The sequence below is a fragment of the Dorea hominis genome, from assembly GCF_014287705.1.
Classification (GTDB): Bacteria; Bacillota; Clostridia; order Lachnospirales; family Lachnospiraceae; genus Dorea_D; species Dorea_D hominis.
The window spans coordinates 1-18,459 of record NZ_JACOOY010000025.1 but is presented as its reverse complement, the minus strand read 5'-3'; the positions used below and the strand labels follow the sequence as shown (position 1 = coordinate 18,459).

Below are 18,459 nucleotides of genomic sequence, written 5' to 3'. Positions count from 1 at the left end.
AAGGAAATGTCAAAAGAAGATTATGTAATTATCTGTGGAGATTTTGGAGGAATCTGGGATCAGGAAGAGGAAAGTAAAGAAGAAACAATGCTCATGGACTGGCTGGATTGTAAATCATTCTATCACTTCCTTATTCGTAAACATTATTGATCTTTCATCCACATCTATCTTAAACATTGTATCTTGTTGTCTTCTATTATATCTGCATTATCGAAGAAGTCATTATACTCATAGTATAAATCCTTTGCTCACTATTTATCTTATATTGCCTGCATTACAGCCATGAGGCTGATCCTCGGTCAATTAATTTAACACCCCAACCTGTTCCATGGATTTCAGCATATCTCTATGCCTGAAGAAAAGTTTTCTGTTTATCCATAACTATTCAAAAGCAAAATCATTAACTATTCACGCTTTACAGTTTAAATATTACAAAAAATGATTAACTGTCCTTATGTTCTTAATACTATTCATAAACTCAGTTTTATGAAGACAGAACTCGAACCCGCAACAATATGGTTATCAGCCATATGCGCTACCCATTGCGCCGCTTCCTTGAGCTATCCTATTTAATCAGAATTTGCATATTCTTCTTGTAACTTAACCCTGTTACAGGGAAACTAAGTTCAGGATTTTCGTAATGCAAGCAATCTTTTTATTCTATTTCAATAAAAGTAGTTGCGTTGGATACTTTAATCTGTGTGTCCAGTTCTGTAAGCAGAATATTCCTCTTTTCTTCCAAAAGTTCAACCTTCTTCTTTACATCCAACGGATCCACAAGTTCTGTGGTATTTTCTTTCACATATGCGTCTACCACACCTAAAAACAATTGTAAAGGAGAGTATCTCACCTGTCATTGAACTTGTAGTATAAAATTTTTTGTCTTAATTTCATTTATGAATTAAGCCACTTTATTTATTTTTTCATAATAAGCATAAACACATTCAAACTGTGAATCCTGTCACTCTAAGCTAAATCACATCTATTGTAGTTGACATTTTAGCATCATCCGGTTATAATACAACACAAGAAATGGGTTTTTTACTGAGTAATGTCTTCGGACTGGAAAAGGGTGCTCGTTTCTTTTTTTATGTTTATAATATCATAAAGATACTTTTTCCCGTCCTTCGCATGTCTGATAACCATAATTACATTAAAAATATTATATCTTGTAATCTCCCCGTTGGCATCAAACACAGGTAAAGCAAATCTTGACTCATAACGGTACCAACCATACATAGCATCTGTATTATGTTTCGTTTTGTAATTTTCTGTATAGCTCTTTCCATTTGCTACTTCCATGAGTTCTGGCAATCCTTGCACTGCATTTGCTTTTGCTTTAGCATTTGTTCCCCGTAAAATATGTGTATAATTAGAATGTGCATATTCATCTGGTAAATCAGGACCAATATAAACAACATCATTGCTAGCAGCAACAGTGTAAATTTCTCCCACATATCGTTTTAAATACCGTTCAACCTCACCCCAATTTATTGTTCGTTTCCCTTTAAACAAAATATCATGAATAAATACTGTTTTCTTGCCATCTAAATCCTCTACTACATCTACTTTTCTTTCCAAATTTACCTCCCTGCCCTGCCTATTCATCTTCACTTCTAATCCTACACTCTGCCTCTGCTCTATATTTCAGCAATCGCAGCAAATATTCCGGCAGCTCCCGCTTCTCCGCTTCCCAATCCTGAACTGTACGATATGGTATTCCATAATAATCACTAAATTCCCGTCTGTTCATTCCCATCTTTTCTCTTAATTCTTTTACTTCTCTTCCTCTGCTCATTTTTATTCTCCTCCCAGCTAATATACGCATTGCGTTAATTTATAATAATATAAAAGGAATCATGTTGTCAATAAAAAATAGACGTCCATGATTCCTCTTGTGATACGGACACAAATTATTTTCATCGGCTTTTAATACAGTTTCCTATTTTTCTCCAATATAAGAAATTCCTCTATATCCTTTTTTAACGAAGCTATTATATGTGCTTTTGGAAACAAATATCGTATTTTTTTCATGCTTTCTATATACCATTCAGGTACTTCATTCTCATCAAGAAGTTTTTCTATTTCTTGCGGCATTGTATTTTTCAAATATTTTCCCTTACATACAGAATTTTTTATTTCACAAATAAGACCAGAAAGATTATCAGAATTTACGCCTTTAAGTTTATCATATAAATAAGAATACACATCTTCACAACAATAAATCATATCCTGCAATGGAATGCCTTTTTTGTATAAATATTCTGCATTATTTTCCCATACTCCTGTCCCATGCAAAAAGCCATTTATTGCAACCAAATCGCCGAAACTTGGTTCCTTTATATCTGCTAAAATCTTTGGTAAATGTATATTTCTGACAGGATCATCAAAAATATCGTTTTCTTTAGCATAATTGTAATATTCTTTTATCTGTTTCTTTGAAAACTCTATATCTACATATTTAAACTCAACGCTTTTATCCGCTTCTACAACCGTTATGCCTAATATATCATGTGCTGTATTATAATATTCCTCGAATGACAATCTGACAATTTTTTCTGGAAATCGTTTATTCAATTCTTCCGAAACTACCATATACCTTTTGACGTTAAATCGATCAAATGCATCCTCTCCCTTAACGTTGTTAGAAATTATAACTTCTCGCACCACACCATATTCTTTAAAATAATTATCCAAACATTTTTTTACCAATCCTGTTCCATTTTTTGAAACTGTAATCTCCATCCATTTTCTTAATGGAAATATATTTACAGTAGCAATTCCAAATCCATCTTTTTTTAGCTTTTCACCACAGGAACACTTTTTATCCGGTAAATCAATTCCACATTTTGTTTCTTTAAAAAACTCCATCTTTTTACATGCAGGACAATAATAGTGCGCAGGTAATGGATTAACAATGGTTCCACCCAAAATCCACGCAATAAAAGATGCACCCAACTGACCTCCGCGTACAAGCGCATATCCATTATCCTTTTCAAACACTTCCTGCAATTTTCCAAAGAAGCCCATCCATAAAAGAATTTCTCGATCTTCAAGTAGCAATTCTTCTGTTTGAAAACGATTTACTACATCAAGCGGTGGGTTTTCTCCATATATTTCTTTTACCCTCTCTTCTGCTATTTTTAATATATCATTTTTCATTGCAAATAGGTCCTTCCTTTTTCTACCGAAAGTAGCATATTCGCAAGTCAACAGCTCGTCTATGCCCACATCTAATACTTGTGCCAGTTTTTTTACTGTGTTGATTCTTGGCTTAGAAGCTCCATTTTCCCACTTTGACACTGCTTTATCTGTGACACCTACGAGTGCACCCAACTGATATTGAGACAGACCTTTTTTCTCTCTTAATGCACTGATAAAATTTCCCAAACTATAGTCCTTCATGATTATCCTCCGTTACTTGCTAATACTATTGTATAGCATTTCTGAGAATTATCAATTTTTCTATGTAGAATAAAAGTAGAAATCCTCTCACCTGCCAAAGGATTTCTACTTTCGCCCCAGCTGCCAGAACGCAACCGCGCTCGCTGCTGCGACATTCAGGGAATCTACGCCGTGGCTCATCGGTATTTTCGCCGTATAATCGCACAACTCGATGGTCTTATCCATAAGTCCTTCACCTTCGGTGCCCAGGATTACTGCCAGCTTTTCTTCCTGCACTAATACCGGATCATCGATACTGACAGAATCATCCGTCAACGCAAGCGCCACAGTCTTATAACCCAAATCTCTAAGCTCCATGATTGCCTGCTCTGGCCAGAGATTCTCCCGCTCACAGCGCATTTCATTATCATCCTGAATAAATGTCCATGGAACCTGGAAGACAGTTCCCATGCTGACTCTGGACGATCTTCTGTATAAGGGATCACTGCATCCCGGTGTCAGAAGCACTGCTTCCATATTTAAGGCTGCTGCCGAACGGAAAATAGCACCGACATTCGTAGGATTCATTACATTTTCCAGTATCGCAATCCTCTGCTTTCCCGCGCACACATCCTGAAATTTCACCGGTTTCTTCCGTTTCATTGCACATAACATGCCTCTTGTCAGCTTGAATCCTGTCAGCTTCGACAGTACGTCAAATTCCGCAGTAAAAACCGGAACTTCTGTATTTTCAAATTTTTGAAGCAATTTTTTTGTTTCTTCATTATCCTTTATCTGCTTCTTTTCAACAAGAACAGACACTGGCTCATATCCTGCATCCAGTGCCCTGCCAATCACTTTGGGACTTTCTGCAATGAATATTCCATCTTCCGGATGATCCTTATTCATCAACTGCGCCTCGGTATATCTGGCATAAATATCCAGCTCCGAACAATGAAAGTCATTTATTTCGATTATATTTAACATCTGAAAATTTGTCTCCATACAACTTATTTTTCTGAATTTTGCAAGAATGCCTTCGGCATCCTTGATGCGAGATGCGCGTCATGCAACGCATGAATCTATATAAGTTTCCAGAATCTCTGCTGCTCTTCTACAGGCTCTCACACAAGGTCTGCTCTGATAATATTCTTCTGTTCTTACTGCAGGCTCTTCCAGAGCTTCTCCTTTTTCCAAGCCGAGAAGCTCTCTGCAGATCAGACTTCCTTCCGATTCTTCAAAAAAGCCACACAATTTCTGCACAAGTGCATAAAGCTCTTTCTTTCCGGCGGCATCTTTCGGATTCTCATATCCATATAACTCGCCAAGTACCATAGTCATCCCCGTCACAGCGCCGCACACTTCCCGAAGTTTTCCGAATCCTGCTCCAAATGGACTGGCTTTTTTCGCCGCCTCTTCGATACTTATACCAAACTCTTCTGCAAAAGCTGCATAAACAGATTGACTGCAATTGTAACCCATTCTGAATAATTCTTCTGCCCTGTCTGCTTTACTCATTTCCATTTCCTCCGTTCTTACTTCTATGCTGTATACAACACACTTTTCTACCGCCTTGCCATTATCATACTGCCTTCATTCTTTAACCACAACACCGATTTTTTATAATCCGGAAGTATCTTCTCTACTTCTCTCCAGAAATTTTTTGAATGATTCATTTCTTTTCTGTGGCAAAGTTCATGAACGACAACATAATCTATGATTTCCGGTGGGGCAAGCATTAACAGACAGTTAAAATTCAAATTCCCCTTGCTGCTGCAGCTTCCCCATCTTGTCTTTTGGTTACGAATCGTAATTCTTTCGTAAGTAACTCCTATGATTTTTGAAAAATATGCCACCCGCTCCGGTATGTACTTCAATGCTTTGTTCGCTAATTCTTGTATCTCTTCATCGGTTAATTTATCCGTTCCGGATGCATCATAATGCTCTTTTCTTCTTCTCATCTGAGCAAGATGCTTTTCGATCCATGGCTTTTTCTCCTGTAAGATTCGTTCAATCTCGCTTTGGGAAGCACGCCATGGTGCCCGTACTGTTACCGTTAAGTCCTGATTTAACTGAATTGCCACCGTTTTTCTTCCGGAACGGATGACTATATATTCCATCTGCATTCTCCTTACTATCTACCTATACTTACAGAAATGCCAGCTTTACTTCTTATGCACGTTTTTATATGCTTCCATCTCTTTCTGAATCCACGTCATGATCACATCCACCAGATACTCCTGCTGTACCGGGCTTAATTCCCGTCCAGGGCGCATCTTATGCCACTTGCGGATACATTCCCGACAGCAGGTAGCTGTCGCATGCTGAGCGATAAATACCGGATGTCCCCGCATTGGTGTCTGTTTCCCATCATTTGGAATAACTGCCGGTGCTTCCCGCTTTGCGATAAAGTCTCTTGCATGCTCCCGGATCGTATCCAGTCCTTTTTCATTAATATAATCAATATCTTTCTTTTTCAAATGAAAACCGCTACGGAATTTGGAATGTTCCAACCGGTCAAATAACTGCTCATACCATTCTTCTTTCGTCATTTTTATTCCTCGTTTTTGCATTTCTTATATGCAAATAATGCTGCTCCAAGCGCTCCGCAAAGCTGTGCTTCATCGCAAATATACAGTTTTGCTCCAAGCTTTTCTTCCAGTGCCTGAATAATACCTCTATTTTTCGCAACTCCTCCGGTCATCATATATTCACCCGGATTTTTCTTGCCGAGACGCGCTGCAAGTGCACCGACTTTCGATGCTACAGACACATTTAATCCGTGGATAATATCTGCAACATTTTTATTCTGCGCAACAAGTGACACCACTTCTGATTCGGCAAATACAGTACACATGCTGGAAATAACGATATTTTCTTTCCATTCCAGACCTTTGGTACTCATCTCTTCCAGCGGCATTCCAAGCGTTCTCGCCATCATTTCCAGAAAACGTCCGGTTCCGGCTGCACATTTATCATTCATAAGGAAATTCGTAACCGCTCCGTTTTCATCAATACTGATTGCTTTAATATCCTGTCCACCGATATCAATGACCGTGCGGACATTCGGATTCAGATAATGCGCACCCTTCGCATGACAGGTGATCTCCGTGATACTGTCATCACCGCTGTCAATATAAGCACGTCCATATCCGGTTGTGACAATACGCACGATATCATCCTTGTTAATTTCGGCTTTCTCTACTGCTTTCTCTAAACTCTTCTCCGCGCTCATCATCGCACCGCCGCCGGTCGGAATGATCATCGTAGATTTGATTTTTCCATCCTGATCTAAAATAACAACATCTGTACTTGTTGATCCACTGTCAATTCCCGCTACATAATAGACTCCTGATTTCATTTTTTCTTTTGCCTCCTCGCTGATTCCTTTTGCTGCATCCATATCTTCTGATCCTTCAATTGTTTCTGAAAAAGCCTGAATCCTCGTCAACAGCTGTCCGGCACTCTGGCTTGTAAAATCAGTTTCTATTTTAAGAAGTGGAACTTTCATATTCTTCTTTATACTTGCATATTCAAACCCATAATAATCACAGAATTTGATCGTATGATAAATAATTCCTTTCAGGTTCGGATCGAGATAAAGCTCATTTCTTCTGGAACTTTGGTTCATACGGAAACACGGAAGCTGTCCAAGAAGTGCATCCGCATATGCAAGAAATAATTCATTTTCATCCAGTTTTTTCATTTCATCCGGCAATACAGATAGTTTTCTTCCTCCTGTACAAGTAAGGTTTTTCACATCCATCTGTATATTTTCCTGGATCATTTCTTCCAAAACGCCACTGACGCGTACCCCCATCACTCCGATATAAGGATTATTTTTTGCAGGAAATGTTGCAAAACTATTTATAAATCGTGTTTTGTCAAATGTTTTCCCCGAATATTTCTCATAGGCATCCTTCAATCCACAAATTGCGCGGGCAAATTTTTCCTTTTCACATTCATTATCGTCATGAGGCAGATCCAGCATGTAAATGAATTTGCATTTCTTTGTATTTTTTACAATATCATACACGCGGCGCATCGAATCACAGCAATTCACAAGAACCAGCTCATCTGCTTTTCCTTCCAGAACTGCCTGAATGACAGATTTTCCGAATCCACATAAATTTGCGTGTGCAATCTGATCCGACTCTTCAAAATTCTCCGGCATTTCTTCCAGAACGGCACAGGTTTCACCAAAACCTTCAAATAATTCTATCGGTGTATATTTACAGACATAATATATCATGACTATCTATCCTCCTTGCCTTTTTCCAGCATTTCCATAAATGCCTGTAATCTCGTAGACACCTGACCATCACTGGTATTTGCAGGGTTACAGCCGTCTCCGTCAAGAATCATCGTTGGAAGTCCTGCTTCCTCCAATGAACTTTTTATCAAGCTAGAGGCGCCGATCGTTCCTTTGCAGCCCCAGTGTGCAAATAAAATTCCACCGTCTGCATTCGTCTCTTTCGCAAGTTTTTCTGCAACCTGGATTCTCTGATCTACACTTCCGTTGTAAATGCAATTGACCATTTTTTCAGCCAGAGCCTCATATGGATCCGACGCATGCATTTTCTGAAATCCATCCGCGACAAAGTCGCAGGCACTGATGTGCATCTTCGGATTATAGTTGAAGACATCTTTCACCGGCTGCTGTAAAAATGGCATAATATGCATCCAGAGGACATGCAAACCACCGCCTTTTGGAGCTTTCTTCACATCTTTTAACAGTAATTCTGTATATTTCACTGCCTCTTCTGAACCTGCCAGAAGATGACACATAAAAATTGCATATAATTCATTTGTCAGAGAAGTCACCGGATCATGATCTTTGCGAAGTGCGAGCTGCTGCTGATAATATTCAGATGCTTTTCTACTGTTTGCAACTGCTTTTTCCACTGCCTCACCGGAAATCTTTCTCTTAGTTACATCCTCCAAAAATATCGTCAGCTCACGCAGCTGTTCCGCAACATATTCGATTGCTTCCTGATTCTTCTCATACGGGACATCAATATAAAATCCCGGCACATGATATTTTTCTTTCAAATAAGGGAATGTCATCATATTGCCATCACAGGCAAGATTTGTATAAATCGTGCATTTCGGCTTTGGAAGGAATCCTGTCAGCGCAGCCCCTAAAAACACACGATGATAAGAGCACATCGTCTCCGGAAATCCTTCTTCTTCCGTTCTTCTAAGAAATGTCTGTTCACAATTTGTTCCTGCCATAAAACAGGACATTGCCTCAACCGAATACGGTGTTAATCCTGCTGCCGTCAGCAGTTCTCCCGGCACAAAAATACTGACCATCGCGGAATTTTCCGGTCTGGACAGTGCCTGAATAATATTTTTCATAACTATTTTCGCCACATAGCGACCTGATGATGGAAGTGCACGATCCGGAAAAAGGCATAACCGTTTCTCCTGCAGGCGGTATCCCGCGAGAAGAAGGCGGCGAGCTTTTTCTGAGTCTTTCAAGGTAGCACTGCTCACCATATTTCCAAATTTGTCTATAATGTTCATTATAAAACCTTTCCTTCCATTGTATGGTTATCAATCTTTTATCTTGATGCGTATTTCATAGTGTAAATATGACTTTGCTTCAGATATGCTATACAATTATACTCTCTTCTTTTTTTTACTGCAAGAATGAGCTGTGTAAACATGGCGAAATCCCCGTCAATGACGAGGATTTCTTCAATGGTGGTATGTATATATTCTTTTATTCTCCTGGTTGCAGTGCATTCAATTCCTTTTCAAGCCGTTCTTCTATTTCCTGAAGTCCCACAGTAACTTCACATTTTCCTTCTATGTAATCGTCAAAAGGATTCCACTCCTCTTTTGGAGTAATAATTCTATTTGGCATTCTGATGTAATTTTTCCTTTCCTCTTCCGTTGTGTTTTTCACAAGATATTTCTCGTATATTTTTCCTTGTTCATTTATGAATTCCGTTTCTACAACTTCGTACAAAGCTTTTAAAGCCAACACACGCTCCAATTCTTTCAATTTTTCATCTTTATCTGCGCCCCATAAAATCATTATTGCCATATAAATAAAGCGGTAATATGCATGATTTAATTTTGCTTCTTCTTTTTTCCCATTCAAAAGAGTATCTATACTTACCGAAAATATCTCTGACAAACAAATTATTTTCTCTAGCGAAGGTTCACTGATACCACTTTCCCATTTCGTTACTGCCTGTCGCGAAACCTCACACTTTTCCGCAAGCTGTTCCTGTGTAAGCCCTGCTTCCTTTCTGTACATTGCGATATTTTGACCTAATTTCATAACATGTCCCTCCGTATATTTATCTTTGATAAGAATATCTTATAAAATATGAGCTGATTATTCCACCAACCAGAGAGAACATTTCTAGCAACTAATGGTTGCATATTGAAAGTATTATATAGAATTTTTTATATATTTCACTTGATTGATAATAATTGCGACAGCCCCTGCTTGTTTCTTCTGCTGTTATTCTTTTTTCTGTTTATGCCATTCATTCAAAACAGCTTCCACCTGTGCAATTAGCTGCTCTTTATTTGGGATATAAGAAACATAGCGCGAAGCAAAAATATTGTTAGATAAACCACCAAGTGCATATTCAGCCGCTATACTGTCTTTGTCCGTACAAAGGATAATACCAATTGGTGGGTTATCATGTTCATCATTCACTTCTGCAGCATAATAATTCAGATACATATTAAGCTGTCCTGCCGCTTCCGGTGTAAGCTTAGTTGTCTTTAATTCGATCAGTACATACGCACGAAGAATTTTATTATAAAAAACCATATCCGCATAATAATGAGTCTAGCATGGGCTTATTTTCTGGTACGCCCAGAAATTCAAATACGTAAGGGTCTTTGATAATATCTAACGGAGTGGACATCTCAATTCCCTTTTCTGCAAGCGCAAGAACGGTTTCCTTATTCGTTTTTCCCTCTGACAGTAATAATCGTTCATAGAGCGAAGTAGAAATCTGTCGCTTTAATTCACGTGTAGACCACCCGGAATTAATAGCTTCTTTTTCATAAAAGCTTCTTTTGTCCGGATCTGAAATCGTCAGTAACTCGCAATAATGCGACCATGACAATTTAACAGACACTGTCTGTTGAATTTCATAACTTTGATAAAAGCGTCGCATAATTTGAAGATTCGATACAGAAAAACCTTTTCCAAATTCTTTCGTTAACTCTTTAGAAAGTTGCTTTAAGGTCTGTTTTCCATAATCAGCCCGATCATTATTTTTTTGTTCATGCTCAACAATTATTTTCCCTACCTTCCAATAAGTAGATAATAATTCTGTATTTACTTTTACTGCCACACGTTGACGTGCATTTAGTAACAATTCTCTGATTTCGTTCATTATAGAATCAGTATGTGTCAAATCACTCAATTTTATCTCTCCCTTCAATACAAAGTTTCATCCATATTAAAGTCATTCCCACATTGCTTTTCCAATTATCCACAAAACACTTCTAATATAGTTAACACATCATCCAAAGGATGTTTTTTCAAGGACTTCACTTATTCCTCACATAATAATTCGCTTTTGTTGCTTTGCATTCCGGTAATTTGCAATCCGCTTTATGATCCCGCGCCATCATCACATCCGTAAGATTGAAATATGTGTAGTCAATTATATTCTTTCTCTGGCAGGTAGTGCCTATATCCCACGTAACATCCAATTGATATGGCTCACCATCTATATTGACAATATTCCATGCATGTAACGTAGATTCTTTGCTATCCCACGCTTCACCGGTTGCAACAATGCACCGTACATCTACGGCATTCAACAAGACTTTGACAGCTTTTGCAATTCCTTCACACTGTGCTTTGTGAAATGCAAATACTCCCAATATGTTATGAGAAGCAATCACTCTTTTCAGCTTTTCCCGGTCCATTCCCTCATAATCATACTCAACATTTTTACAGAGCCAGTCATGTATCCGTATTTCTTTTTCATAATCACTGCACGATAGTAGTTGCAATTTTCCAACCAGATCATTTACCACTTTTTCTATCTTACGATTGTATTCTTTCACCTTTGGCATTTTGAAAAAATACTGTGGGCAAAATGCAAGATGCCCCTGCATATCACTGGCTATGCTGCATGCCGACTGATTCAAATGATAAATCAGGGGATTATCTCTCGTTATCGCCGCATAAATGCGCTCAAACATATCTTTCGGCATCTGACCTCTTGCTGGAATCGGGATCACATCCTGATGCGCCATAACGCCATCATAGATCGCTTTATAGATCGCCTGTTCTTGTTTATTCAGTTGATGATAATAATAGCGGTCTACAATCATCTTCTATCCCTCATTTACTCTTCCGCAAAATACACCATCACTACCGTAATGTCATCCCCACAGCCCAGCTCGCTTGTCTCTGCCAGCCAGTTTTTCAAATTCGACTGCACTGTTTTGACGCCGTGTTCTTCCAGCATATCCAGATAATCTCTGCATGTCTTCTGATATTCTGCGTCAGAAGTATAGCTGTTGGCAAATCCATCCGTTGACAGCATATACATATAAGGCGGTCTGCTTTCTCCATCTCGTCTTCGTACCGCTGTGACTGCTTTTCGCCAGGCATCCATTTTTGATAATGAATGTGTCTCTGTTCCAAGAAATTTCTCCGGCTGAACCAGTGGCGCAACTTCTTTTTTAGACACAAGGCTGATATCTCCATCCCCAATCTGGAAGGAAAATACAAAACGATTGGTGATTAACATGCCAAGCAATGTTGTTCCGTATAAGGAAAATACTGCCGGCCACTTGATATTGTTTTCTTCGTCTATCAGATCTTCTGCTTTGTCTTTATAAAAAGACTGCTTGACTCTTGCCTGCCATTCTTCGCATATATCCTGCGCAAAGCGCATTTCACCTTCCCGGTTAAGAAATGTAATCAGATTTTCCATTCCTTCTTTATCTGCTTCGTAGCTTTGCAAATAATTTTTCATCACATCGCAGAACGTATTTACAGCAATCAGCGATCCCCTGTCACTTCTTGGGCACTTGGAACTGCCATGTCCGTCTGCTACTGCGACAATAATTATTTCGTCCGATATCTTTACAATCTTCTTATTGTCTTGACACGGTTTGGCATTTCTGACATGCGTCGCACCTCTGACAATTCCGTCACATACATAGCACTTCATATAATGCCTCCTTACCAAACAGCTCCGTCATCAAAATCATCCGGATCCGGAATATTACTCATATCAAGCACTAACGGCGCTCCATTGTTCGCCGGTGTATTTGCATTTGCCGGCTGAGATGCTGCTGCCGATGCTGGCGCTACAGAAGCTGCCGGTGCGATTGGTGCAGATGCCGGTGTGGAATTCATAGGTTTGCTTGAAGGCGCTGATACCATGGACGCTGTTGTCGATGCCCATTTGATCATCCTTGCAAGTGCAGTTGCATTATTTGCCTGCAACACAAGCTCACTATTTCCTGTAAATTCAATCAATACTTCATCATCTGCATCTTTTCCGATAGAAATCGCGATCTTTACCGCTTTTCTAAACCAAGGCAGTTTTTTTAATTTTTCAAGGCTATTCTTGTATTCATCCGTTGGAAATCCGTCCGAAAGTAATACAATTACCGGTGGCAGTGCTCTCTCCGGCATTGGTGGAATGCCAAGCTGTGCCGCCAGAAGATCAAATGCCTTCCCCAGTTCTGTAAGACCATTTGCATCCATATCTTCCCATCCGTAATCCTCGATTGGAACCGGATTCGATGTAATCCAGCTTGCTCCCGAAGAAAACTGTAATGCACGGATCAGAAGCTGCGCGTTCGGATTATTATCTGCCGCCGCACGCATCTCCGGTATACATTCCTGAATCGTGTTATTTACAATTCCTATTTTCTCACCATACATCGATCCCGAACAATCCACTACCCAAAAGAAATGAATCGGTCTTGTCGCTAATTCTCCACCCGGTCTCTGTAATACTTCCATTTTTCTCATCCTCCTTAGAAATACTTCTTATCTGAACTCCCCTGTTGATTCTGGGAATATAATTTTCACGCCTTTTGCAATTCCGGCTGTCTTTCCCGGTGCAACCGGAATCTGTGTGCCATCTGCTTTCTGATAAGTCCAGTTCACCTTGTCCTCATTCCGAATTCCCCAAAGTGCCGGATTCTTCGGATTCTGCACGACCGATCCAACTACTGTATCCACATCAAAATCATCGTACACATGATGATGTAATAATTTCGTATTCTGATTTAACAGTACGCAATTCTTTCCGATCACGATCTTATATGGAACAGTCACAGCTTTTCCGCAATTCCAGCATGTATGTGCAACACCTTTTGCTTCCAGCTCTTCATCATAAAACACCTGCGCCCCGCAAGAACACTGCATAATTCCATGCATCATATTGGAAAATAATGTCATCCACTCCGGTTCCGTAATTCGCCTGCTTGGCTCATTTAACCCTACCGTAAATGCTTTTGTAAACATCTGACGCATTTTCTCCGGATATAACGGCCAGTAAATGTTTGCATTATCATGGATTCCTTTTACCGGTCTGTTTGTCTTATTATTCGGATCGAAAATAAATACTGGATCGGTGCCGTAAAGTTTGATTCTCGCAGCCATATCCATGCATTTGATGCTCGCTTCCTGCTTACCTTCCAGTGGATGATTGACCATAAAAAGATAAAATAATAAAACAGACAACGAGTAGCGGTCGGTATCTCTCGATGGATGTTTTTCACCCCGCACGATCTCCGGTGCCATAAATCCAGGCGTTCCCAGTACTCCGCCCGGTTTGCTGTTGTCAAATGAAACATTATCATTATCACAGATTAAAACCTCTCCTGTATCGGGATCAAAAAACAGGTTTCCAAAAGAAATATCCTGATATTTTGCTCCTATTGCATGCAATTCGCGGTATCCTTTTGTCAAATTAAATGCCGTTCTGCATAAGGTATAGAAGGACGGATTTACCCGCTTTTTCATCAAATCCACAATGCTCTTATAATGCTTCGGGCGAAGGGGCATAATGTATCCGAACAAATCACTCTTCACCGGCACAATTAATTCCATCGGCCATAAAAATGATGTATCCGGTGCTCCCTTCGCAATAATCGTCTCCAGAATTTTCTTCTGACGTTCTGTCGCACTTCCTTTGAAATACCATTTTAATGCGTAATGTCTGTCTTCACATTTCACATCGTATACTTCTCCCTGCCCGCCGGCTCCGAGAAGACTGACTACTTCGTATTTATTTCCACTCTCTGAAATTAAAATGGTTCCGTTCTTTAACTGCCCTTCCATTATGGTATCTGCCTCCTTTGCCGAATCAGCTTCAATACATGATTTAAAATACTTCCGTCTGCTACAATCAGACAATATGTCTTGCTCCCAAACTGCATCTCACAGCCGTTACTATATGGTGTAATCGCTGTCAGATAGCGGTATTGCTTATCAAATCCCCATTCTGTCGCCTGAAATACGATTCGCTGATTCGTCACATATAAAATACCTCGGTGCTGCACCAGTTCAATGTGCTCGACCGTTTTTCCGCGCCCGGCGCTCCACCTCGTCCCTTTAAATAACCCGGGAGCACTTCCACCGGAATGTCGGAATTCTTTTACCTTCTTCTGCTCCATATTCACAGCTTTATCTATAAAATGAATCTTTTCGCCTTTTTTCAGGAACAGCTTGTCCGTATTTAAAATGGGTAATCTCCCTGCTATGATCTCCTGTCTGGCTGCATCCGGCAGGATCGATGTCACTGTTGGAATCTGATTTTTATTTCCGAATAAACTGTCAAAAAATCCCATCCTGCTTCCTCCCTCATGAATCACTTTACCATTTCTCATGCACGTACTTGTCGCTTTTCAGGCGACATTATATGAGCTGATACTTGATCTTATTTTTTCTGGCATAACTCTCCGCATAAGATCCCATGGAACATTGCAGGATAAATCGTTCACTCGTTCCGGAAAATGCATCTTGTCCAATATGCCTTACACTGTCCGGTATCTCTATTCCATCCAAGAGCTCACAGCCGAAAAATGCACGCTCTCCGATCTCTTCTACATTCCTATGTAAGCTGATTTTCTTCATAGCCAGACAGCCTTCAAACATGCGATCCGGAATGATTTTTATATTCTCTGGGATTGTCACGCCATCCAGTTTCTCACATTCCGAAAATACACCGTCTCCCAGCCAGTATACATTCTTTGGAATAGCGATTGTCTTTAATCCTGTCCCTTTGAAAGCTTCACTTCCAATTCGCTCCAGCAATTCCGGCAGCATTAAAGATGTCAGTTTCTCACACTGTGCAAATGACTGATCTCCCAGCTCTTTGATCGTTCCCGGCAAAATCACCTGATGTAAATCCGCACATCCTGCAAATGCACGATTGCCAATACGCTCTATCCCATCTGTAATGATCACTTCTCGCGTCTCGCTTTCTGCAAAGCTGTCATCCGCAATTTCCAACACCGGCTGATTTCCCGCCTTATTCTGAAAAATCAGCATCGCCTTATTCTGCCCGTGAAATCCGGTTACTGCAAGACCGTTTCCTTCCTGACTCTTGCAATAATCAAACAAATCTCCATAAACACCGGTCGCCTTATTTTCTTCATTTGAAATCGCAGGTCCGGTCGCATGCACTTCGATTTCGCATCTCTTGCCAAGCACTTTCGCGCCATAGCAGGAACACCACATAGAGACAACCCAGTCTGCATTTGCACGGCTCATGCCGTAATTATCGATCAACTGTTTGACATAGCGGAACGCAAATGTATTATCGATATCGGATGCCGTCTGGATATCCTGCGCAATGCCGATGCTGTATGCCATTAACAGCAGATTGACATTCCGCGCCTGTGACGGAAATAAATCTCGTACCAAAGCCGTAAATCTCTTCTTATCATCCAGCGCAGCTCCTTGCGTCCGAAGCATCTTTTCAAAATCTTGTTCAAACATCTTACTTCACCTTCTACTCTACTCCTAATGCCTTATACACAGCCTCTTCCGCTGAAGAATAGAAAATCAGACTGAAAGCACCTACCAGATCAGACGGAACGCTGCCAAGATCTGCCGCTGAAGTCATCGGTAGCAGCACTTTCTTCGCTCCACTGTCCAGACAAACCTGTAACGTACTTGCCAGTTCATCTACTTTAATCAATGTACCACCAATGCTGATCTCCCCCAGTACCGCAAGGCTGCTAAGCGTCGGCTTGGATAATGCAGCCGAACAAAGAGCGATCAATGTCGGCAATGCCAGATTGGAAGTCATTCCAATTCCCTGCATATCCTGATAATTGATCAGATATTCTTTCGTTGTCGTACTGATCTGTCCGGAAATACTACTGCCGTGCACTTTCAGATAATTAAATGCTGTATTTGTAGCTTCTCTTGCTCCTTGTCCGGAACCGATACCAGTACAGGTCAATTTGCCATTTCCCGGCATCATCTGTGTCTCTAACATATAACAACCGATCATACCTGTCTTCGCTTTTGAGACAGTATACACAGATCCCGGTTTGCCCATTCCTTCTGGAATCAGCTTGCCAGCGCCCTGCTCCGGGACAGACACATAATGCTCTTCAAAACTTTCTTTATCAATATAAGAGAAATTCACATCATAGAATTCCATACCGCCAATTTTCTTAAGCTGCTCCTTCACCCTGCGGCGAAGCTCCAGTGAAAGCTCGATAATTTCCTGTAATTCCTCTTTGCTCACTTCTCCATCTGGATAAACGAGTTTAATAAATCCAGATATCAGCTTCCGAACTGCTATCGTATCTCTCTGATTCAGGTTATTTCCTAACTGGAAATACTTATCCATCAGATCACTGTAATTGTCTTTCCGAAGCTCACGCATAAATTCAGACAGATAATCTGTAATAAATCCATAATCATTCGTAAATGAATCCGGTCTGTACTTTGGGATCTCCCAGCCCGGAATATAGCAATGCATACGATCCAGAAATGCGGTATCTGTTCCCATCTCCGGTGGAAATGGATCAAATAAGCTGGATGTTTTCAATAATGTCTCTACACTCTGGTTAATATTTCCGACAAATACCATTGATGCTTTTGCCTGCACTTCCGCTTTTCCACGGGAAAATGCCCCGGATGCCATATATCCTTTCATGATCTGGACACCATCTTTGTCTTTAAATTTAATACCTGCAACCTCGTCAAATGCAACACAGTCCCACATTCCGACAAGACCTACCGTATGATTGGACATGTTATAGAAAAGATTTGCAACTGTCGTCTGTCCTCCGGCAACCAGAATACTGTTCGGAGAAATCTGTTCATATATGTAAGATTTACCGGTAGAACGCGGTCCCAGCTCACAAAGGTTGAAGTTATTCTCCACCAGTGGAATCATACGCGCAAGCAATAACCATTTCTCACGTTCTTTGAACTTCTCCGGCTCCAGTCCTGTTGAGCGAAGTACTACATCGATCCATTCATCTTTCGTAAATGCTTTTCTTCCATTTCTCACTTCATCCATATCCACATGCGGCATCTGGATCGGCGTTAATCTCCGCACGCGGATCGGCTGCGTATTACGCTTATCTTCCTCAATAAATTCATACTCCAGTTGCAGGATACACCAGATACCTCCACACAGAAGTCTGTCATAATCTTTTACATAATCCGGGTGAATCGGAATTTCTTTCACTCCGAGATTTGCGAAAGTCGCCTCATAACGGTCTTCTTTTGTATTCAGTATAACTGTAATACGGTCAATGACTGTATAGCTTCCCCGCTCACGCAAAAGAGAAAGAATCTTCTGTGCTTCATCCGGTCGCACATAATTATCTCTCAGAATACGCTTTACATTTTCCACACCTTCTTCGATGATCTCTTCATCATCGGAATTGCAGTACTGTCCAAGGAGGTATTCCAGTACATAGACCGGAACATTCGCTCCCTCTCGGATTGATTTGGTTAAATCCTTGCGGACAATACGTCCATCGTAGTATTGGCGGAGTTTTTGTTTTATTTCCTCCCGCTTGTCTTCTGTTGCATTTTCCTCATCTAATTTGATAATGACCTTCCCCGGAGATCGGAAGAGC

18 protein-coding genes, 1 tRNA gene and 1 pseudogene are annotated in these 18,459 nt (G+C 40.4%); all 20 read right to left on the bottom strand.

Translation table 11 applies throughout. The annotated features are described in order from the left end of the window. Positions 1-488: 488 nt before the first annotated feature. A tRNA-Ile gene (locus tag H8S07_RS13830) sits at positions 489-557 on the bottom strand. Between the two features lie 98 nt (positions 558-655). Next, positions 656-802: a hypothetical protein gene (locus H8S07_RS13825; protein ID WP_186856230.1), complete on the bottom strand. Its 147-nt coding sequence runs from the start codon at positions 800-802 to the stop codon at positions 656-658. 239 nt (positions 803-1,041) lie between these two features. Next, complete coding sequence (locus tag H8S07_RS13820; RefSeq protein WP_021860328.1) at positions 1,042-1,581, bottom strand: hypothetical protein; 540 nt, start codon at positions 1,579-1,581, stop codon at positions 1,042-1,044. Positions 1,582-1,600: 19 nt separating this feature from the next. Next, positions 1,601-1,798 (bottom strand): helix-turn-helix domain-containing protein, encoded by a 198-nt coding sequence (locus H8S07_RS13815; protein ID WP_021860327.1) that lies wholly within the window; start codon positions 1,796-1,798, stop codon positions 1,601-1,603. 131 nt (positions 1,799-1,929) lie between these two features. After that, complete coding sequence (locus tag H8S07_RS13810) at positions 1,930-3,405, bottom strand: helix-turn-helix domain-containing protein (RefSeq protein ID WP_118288631.1); 1,476 nt, start codon at positions 3,403-3,405, stop codon at positions 1,930-1,932. Between the two features lie 105 nt (positions 3,406-3,510). After that, on the bottom strand, positions 3,511-4,371 hold the full coding sequence (locus tag H8S07_RS13805; protein ID WP_186856228.1) for a TrmH family RNA methyltransferase: 861 nt from the start codon (positions 4,369-4,371) through the stop codon (positions 3,511-3,513). Between the two features lie 78 nt (positions 4,372-4,449). Beyond that, positions 4,450-4,902 (bottom strand): C-GCAxxG-C-C family protein, encoded by a 453-nt coding sequence (locus tag H8S07_RS13800; protein ID WP_186856227.1) that lies wholly within the window; start codon positions 4,900-4,902, stop codon positions 4,450-4,452. 47 nt (positions 4,903-4,949) lie between these two features. Beyond that, positions 4,950-5,504 carry a M48 family metallopeptidase gene (locus H8S07_RS13795; protein ID WP_186856226.1) on the bottom strand — a complete coding sequence of 185 codons (555 nt, stop codon included), beginning with the start codon at positions 5,502-5,504 and terminating at the stop codon, positions 4,950-4,952. 45 nt (positions 5,505-5,549) lie between these two features. After that, the gene (locus H8S07_RS13790; RefSeq protein ID WP_118661173.1) at positions 5,550-5,936 is read right to left on the bottom strand and encodes a DUF4186 domain-containing protein; all 387 of its coding nucleotides are present in this window, start codon (positions 5,934-5,936) and stop codon (positions 5,550-5,552) included. 2 nt (positions 5,937-5,938) lie between these two features. Then, on the bottom strand, positions 5,939-7,636 hold the full coding sequence (locus tag H8S07_RS13785; RefSeq protein ID WP_186856225.1) for an acyl-CoA dehydratase activase: 1,698 nt from the start codon (positions 7,634-7,636) through the stop codon (positions 5,939-5,941). Positions 7,637-7,638: 2 nt separating this feature from the next. Further along, positions 7,639-8,913: a 2-hydroxyacyl-CoA dehydratase subunit D gene (locus H8S07_RS13780; protein ID WP_021860320.1), complete on the bottom strand. Its 1,275-nt coding sequence runs from the start codon at positions 8,911-8,913 to the stop codon at positions 7,639-7,641. 199 nt (positions 8,914-9,112) lie between these two features. Then, positions 9,113-9,679, bottom strand: a complete 567-nt coding sequence (locus H8S07_RS13775) for a helix-turn-helix domain-containing protein (protein WP_186856224.1) — start codon at positions 9,677-9,679, stop codon at positions 9,113-9,115. 186 nt (positions 9,680-9,865) lie between these two features. Further along, a pseudogene (locus H8S07_RS14970) lies at positions 9,866-10,757 on the bottom strand (PDDEXK nuclease domain-containing protein). A 157-nt stretch (positions 10,758-10,914) separates the two neighbouring features. Then, complete coding sequence (locus tag H8S07_RS13765; RefSeq protein WP_186856223.1) at positions 10,915-11,709, bottom strand: transglutaminase domain-containing protein; 795 nt, start codon at positions 11,707-11,709, stop codon at positions 10,915-10,917. 14 nt (positions 11,710-11,723) lie between these two features. Beyond that, entirely contained in the window at positions 11,724-12,557 is an 834-nt protein-coding gene (locus tag H8S07_RS13760; protein WP_186856222.1) for a PP2C family serine/threonine-protein phosphatase, read from the bottom strand. Positions 12,558-12,568: 11 nt separating this feature from the next. Continuing rightward, entirely contained in the window at positions 12,569-13,360 is a 792-nt protein-coding gene (locus tag H8S07_RS13755) for a vWA domain-containing protein (protein ID WP_186856221.1), read from the bottom strand. A 27-nt stretch (positions 13,361-13,387) separates the two neighbouring features. Beyond that, the gene (locus H8S07_RS13750; protein WP_186856220.1) at positions 13,388-14,686 is read right to left on the bottom strand and encodes a serine/threonine protein kinase; all 1,299 of its coding nucleotides are present in this window, start codon (positions 14,684-14,686) and stop codon (positions 13,388-13,390) included. Further along, positions 14,686-15,195 carry a hypothetical protein gene (locus H8S07_RS13745; protein ID WP_186856219.1) on the bottom strand — a complete coding sequence of 170 codons (510 nt, stop codon included), beginning with the start codon at positions 15,193-15,195 and terminating at the stop codon, positions 14,686-14,688. The genes H8S07_RS13750 and H8S07_RS13745 overlap by 1 nt, the downstream gene beginning before the upstream one ends. A 67-nt stretch (positions 15,196-15,262) precedes the next feature. Then, the gene (locus H8S07_RS13740) at positions 15,263-16,348 is read right to left on the bottom strand and encodes a leucine-rich repeat domain-containing protein (protein WP_186856218.1); all 1,086 of its coding nucleotides are present in this window, start codon (positions 16,346-16,348) and stop codon (positions 15,263-15,265) included. A gap of 13 nt (positions 16,349-16,361) precedes the next feature. Next, a complete protein-coding gene (gene brxL / locus H8S07_RS13735) occupies positions 16,362-18,431 on the bottom strand; it encodes a protease Lon-related BREX system protein BrxL (RefSeq protein WP_186856229.1) in 2,070 nt (689 codons plus the stop codon). Positions 18,432-18,459: the final 28 nt, after the last annotated feature.

Excerpts from the sequence above, each read along its gene's own strand:
- H8S07_RS13815 (WP_021860327.1), bottom strand. The coding sequence starts at position 1,798 with ATGAGCAGAGGAAGAGAAGTAAAAGAATTAAGAGAAAAGATGGGAATG.
- H8S07_RS13810 (WP_118288631.1), bottom strand. The coding sequence starts at position 3,405 with ATGAAGGACTATAGTTTGGGAAATTTTATCAGTGCATTAAGAGAGAAA.
- H8S07_RS13805 (WP_186856228.1), bottom strand. The coding sequence starts at position 4,371 with ATGTTAAATATAATCGAAATAAATGACTTTCATTGTTCGGAGCTGGAT.
- H8S07_RS13800 (WP_186856227.1), bottom strand. The coding sequence starts at position 4,902 with ATGAGTAAAGCAGACAGGGCAGAAGAATTATTCAGAATGGGTTACAAT.
- H8S07_RS13795 (WP_186856226.1), bottom strand. The coding sequence starts at position 5,504 with ATGGAATATATAGTCATCCGTTCCGGAAGAAAAACGGTGGCAATTCAG.
- H8S07_RS13790 (WP_118661173.1), bottom strand. The coding sequence starts at position 5,936 with ATGACGAAAGAAGAATGGTATGAGCAGTTATTTGACCGGTTGGAACAT.
- H8S07_RS13785 (WP_186856225.1), bottom strand. The coding sequence starts at position 7,636 with ATGATATATTATGTCTGTAAATATACACCGATAGAATTATTTGAAGGT.
- H8S07_RS13780 (WP_021860320.1), bottom strand. The coding sequence starts at position 8,913 with ATGAACATTATAGACAAATTTGGAAATATGGTGAGCAGTGCTACCTTG.
- H8S07_RS13775 (WP_186856224.1), bottom strand. The coding sequence starts at position 9,679 with ATGAAATTAGGTCAAAATATCGCAATGTACAGAAAGGAAGCAGGGCTT.
- H8S07_RS13765 (WP_186856223.1), bottom strand. The coding sequence starts at position 11,709 with ATGATTGTAGACCGCTATTATTATCATCAACTGAATAAACAAGAACAG.
- H8S07_RS13760 (WP_186856222.1), bottom strand. The coding sequence starts at position 12,557 with ATGAAGTGCTATGTATGTGACGGAATTGTCAGAGGTGCGACGCATGTC.
- H8S07_RS13755 (WP_186856221.1), bottom strand. The coding sequence starts at position 13,360 with ATGGAAGTATTACAGAGACCGGGTGGAGAATTAGCGACAAGACCGATT.
- H8S07_RS13750 (WP_186856220.1), bottom strand. The coding sequence starts at position 14,686 with ATGGAAGGGCAGTTAAAGAACGGAACCATTTTAATTTCAGAGAGTGGA.
- H8S07_RS13745 (WP_186856219.1), bottom strand. The coding sequence starts at position 15,195 with ATGGGATTTTTTGACAGTTTATTCGGAAATAAAAATCAGATTCCAACA.
- H8S07_RS13740 (WP_186856218.1), bottom strand. The coding sequence starts at position 16,348 with ATGTTTGAACAAGATTTTGAAAAGATGCTTCGGACGCAAGGAGCTGCG.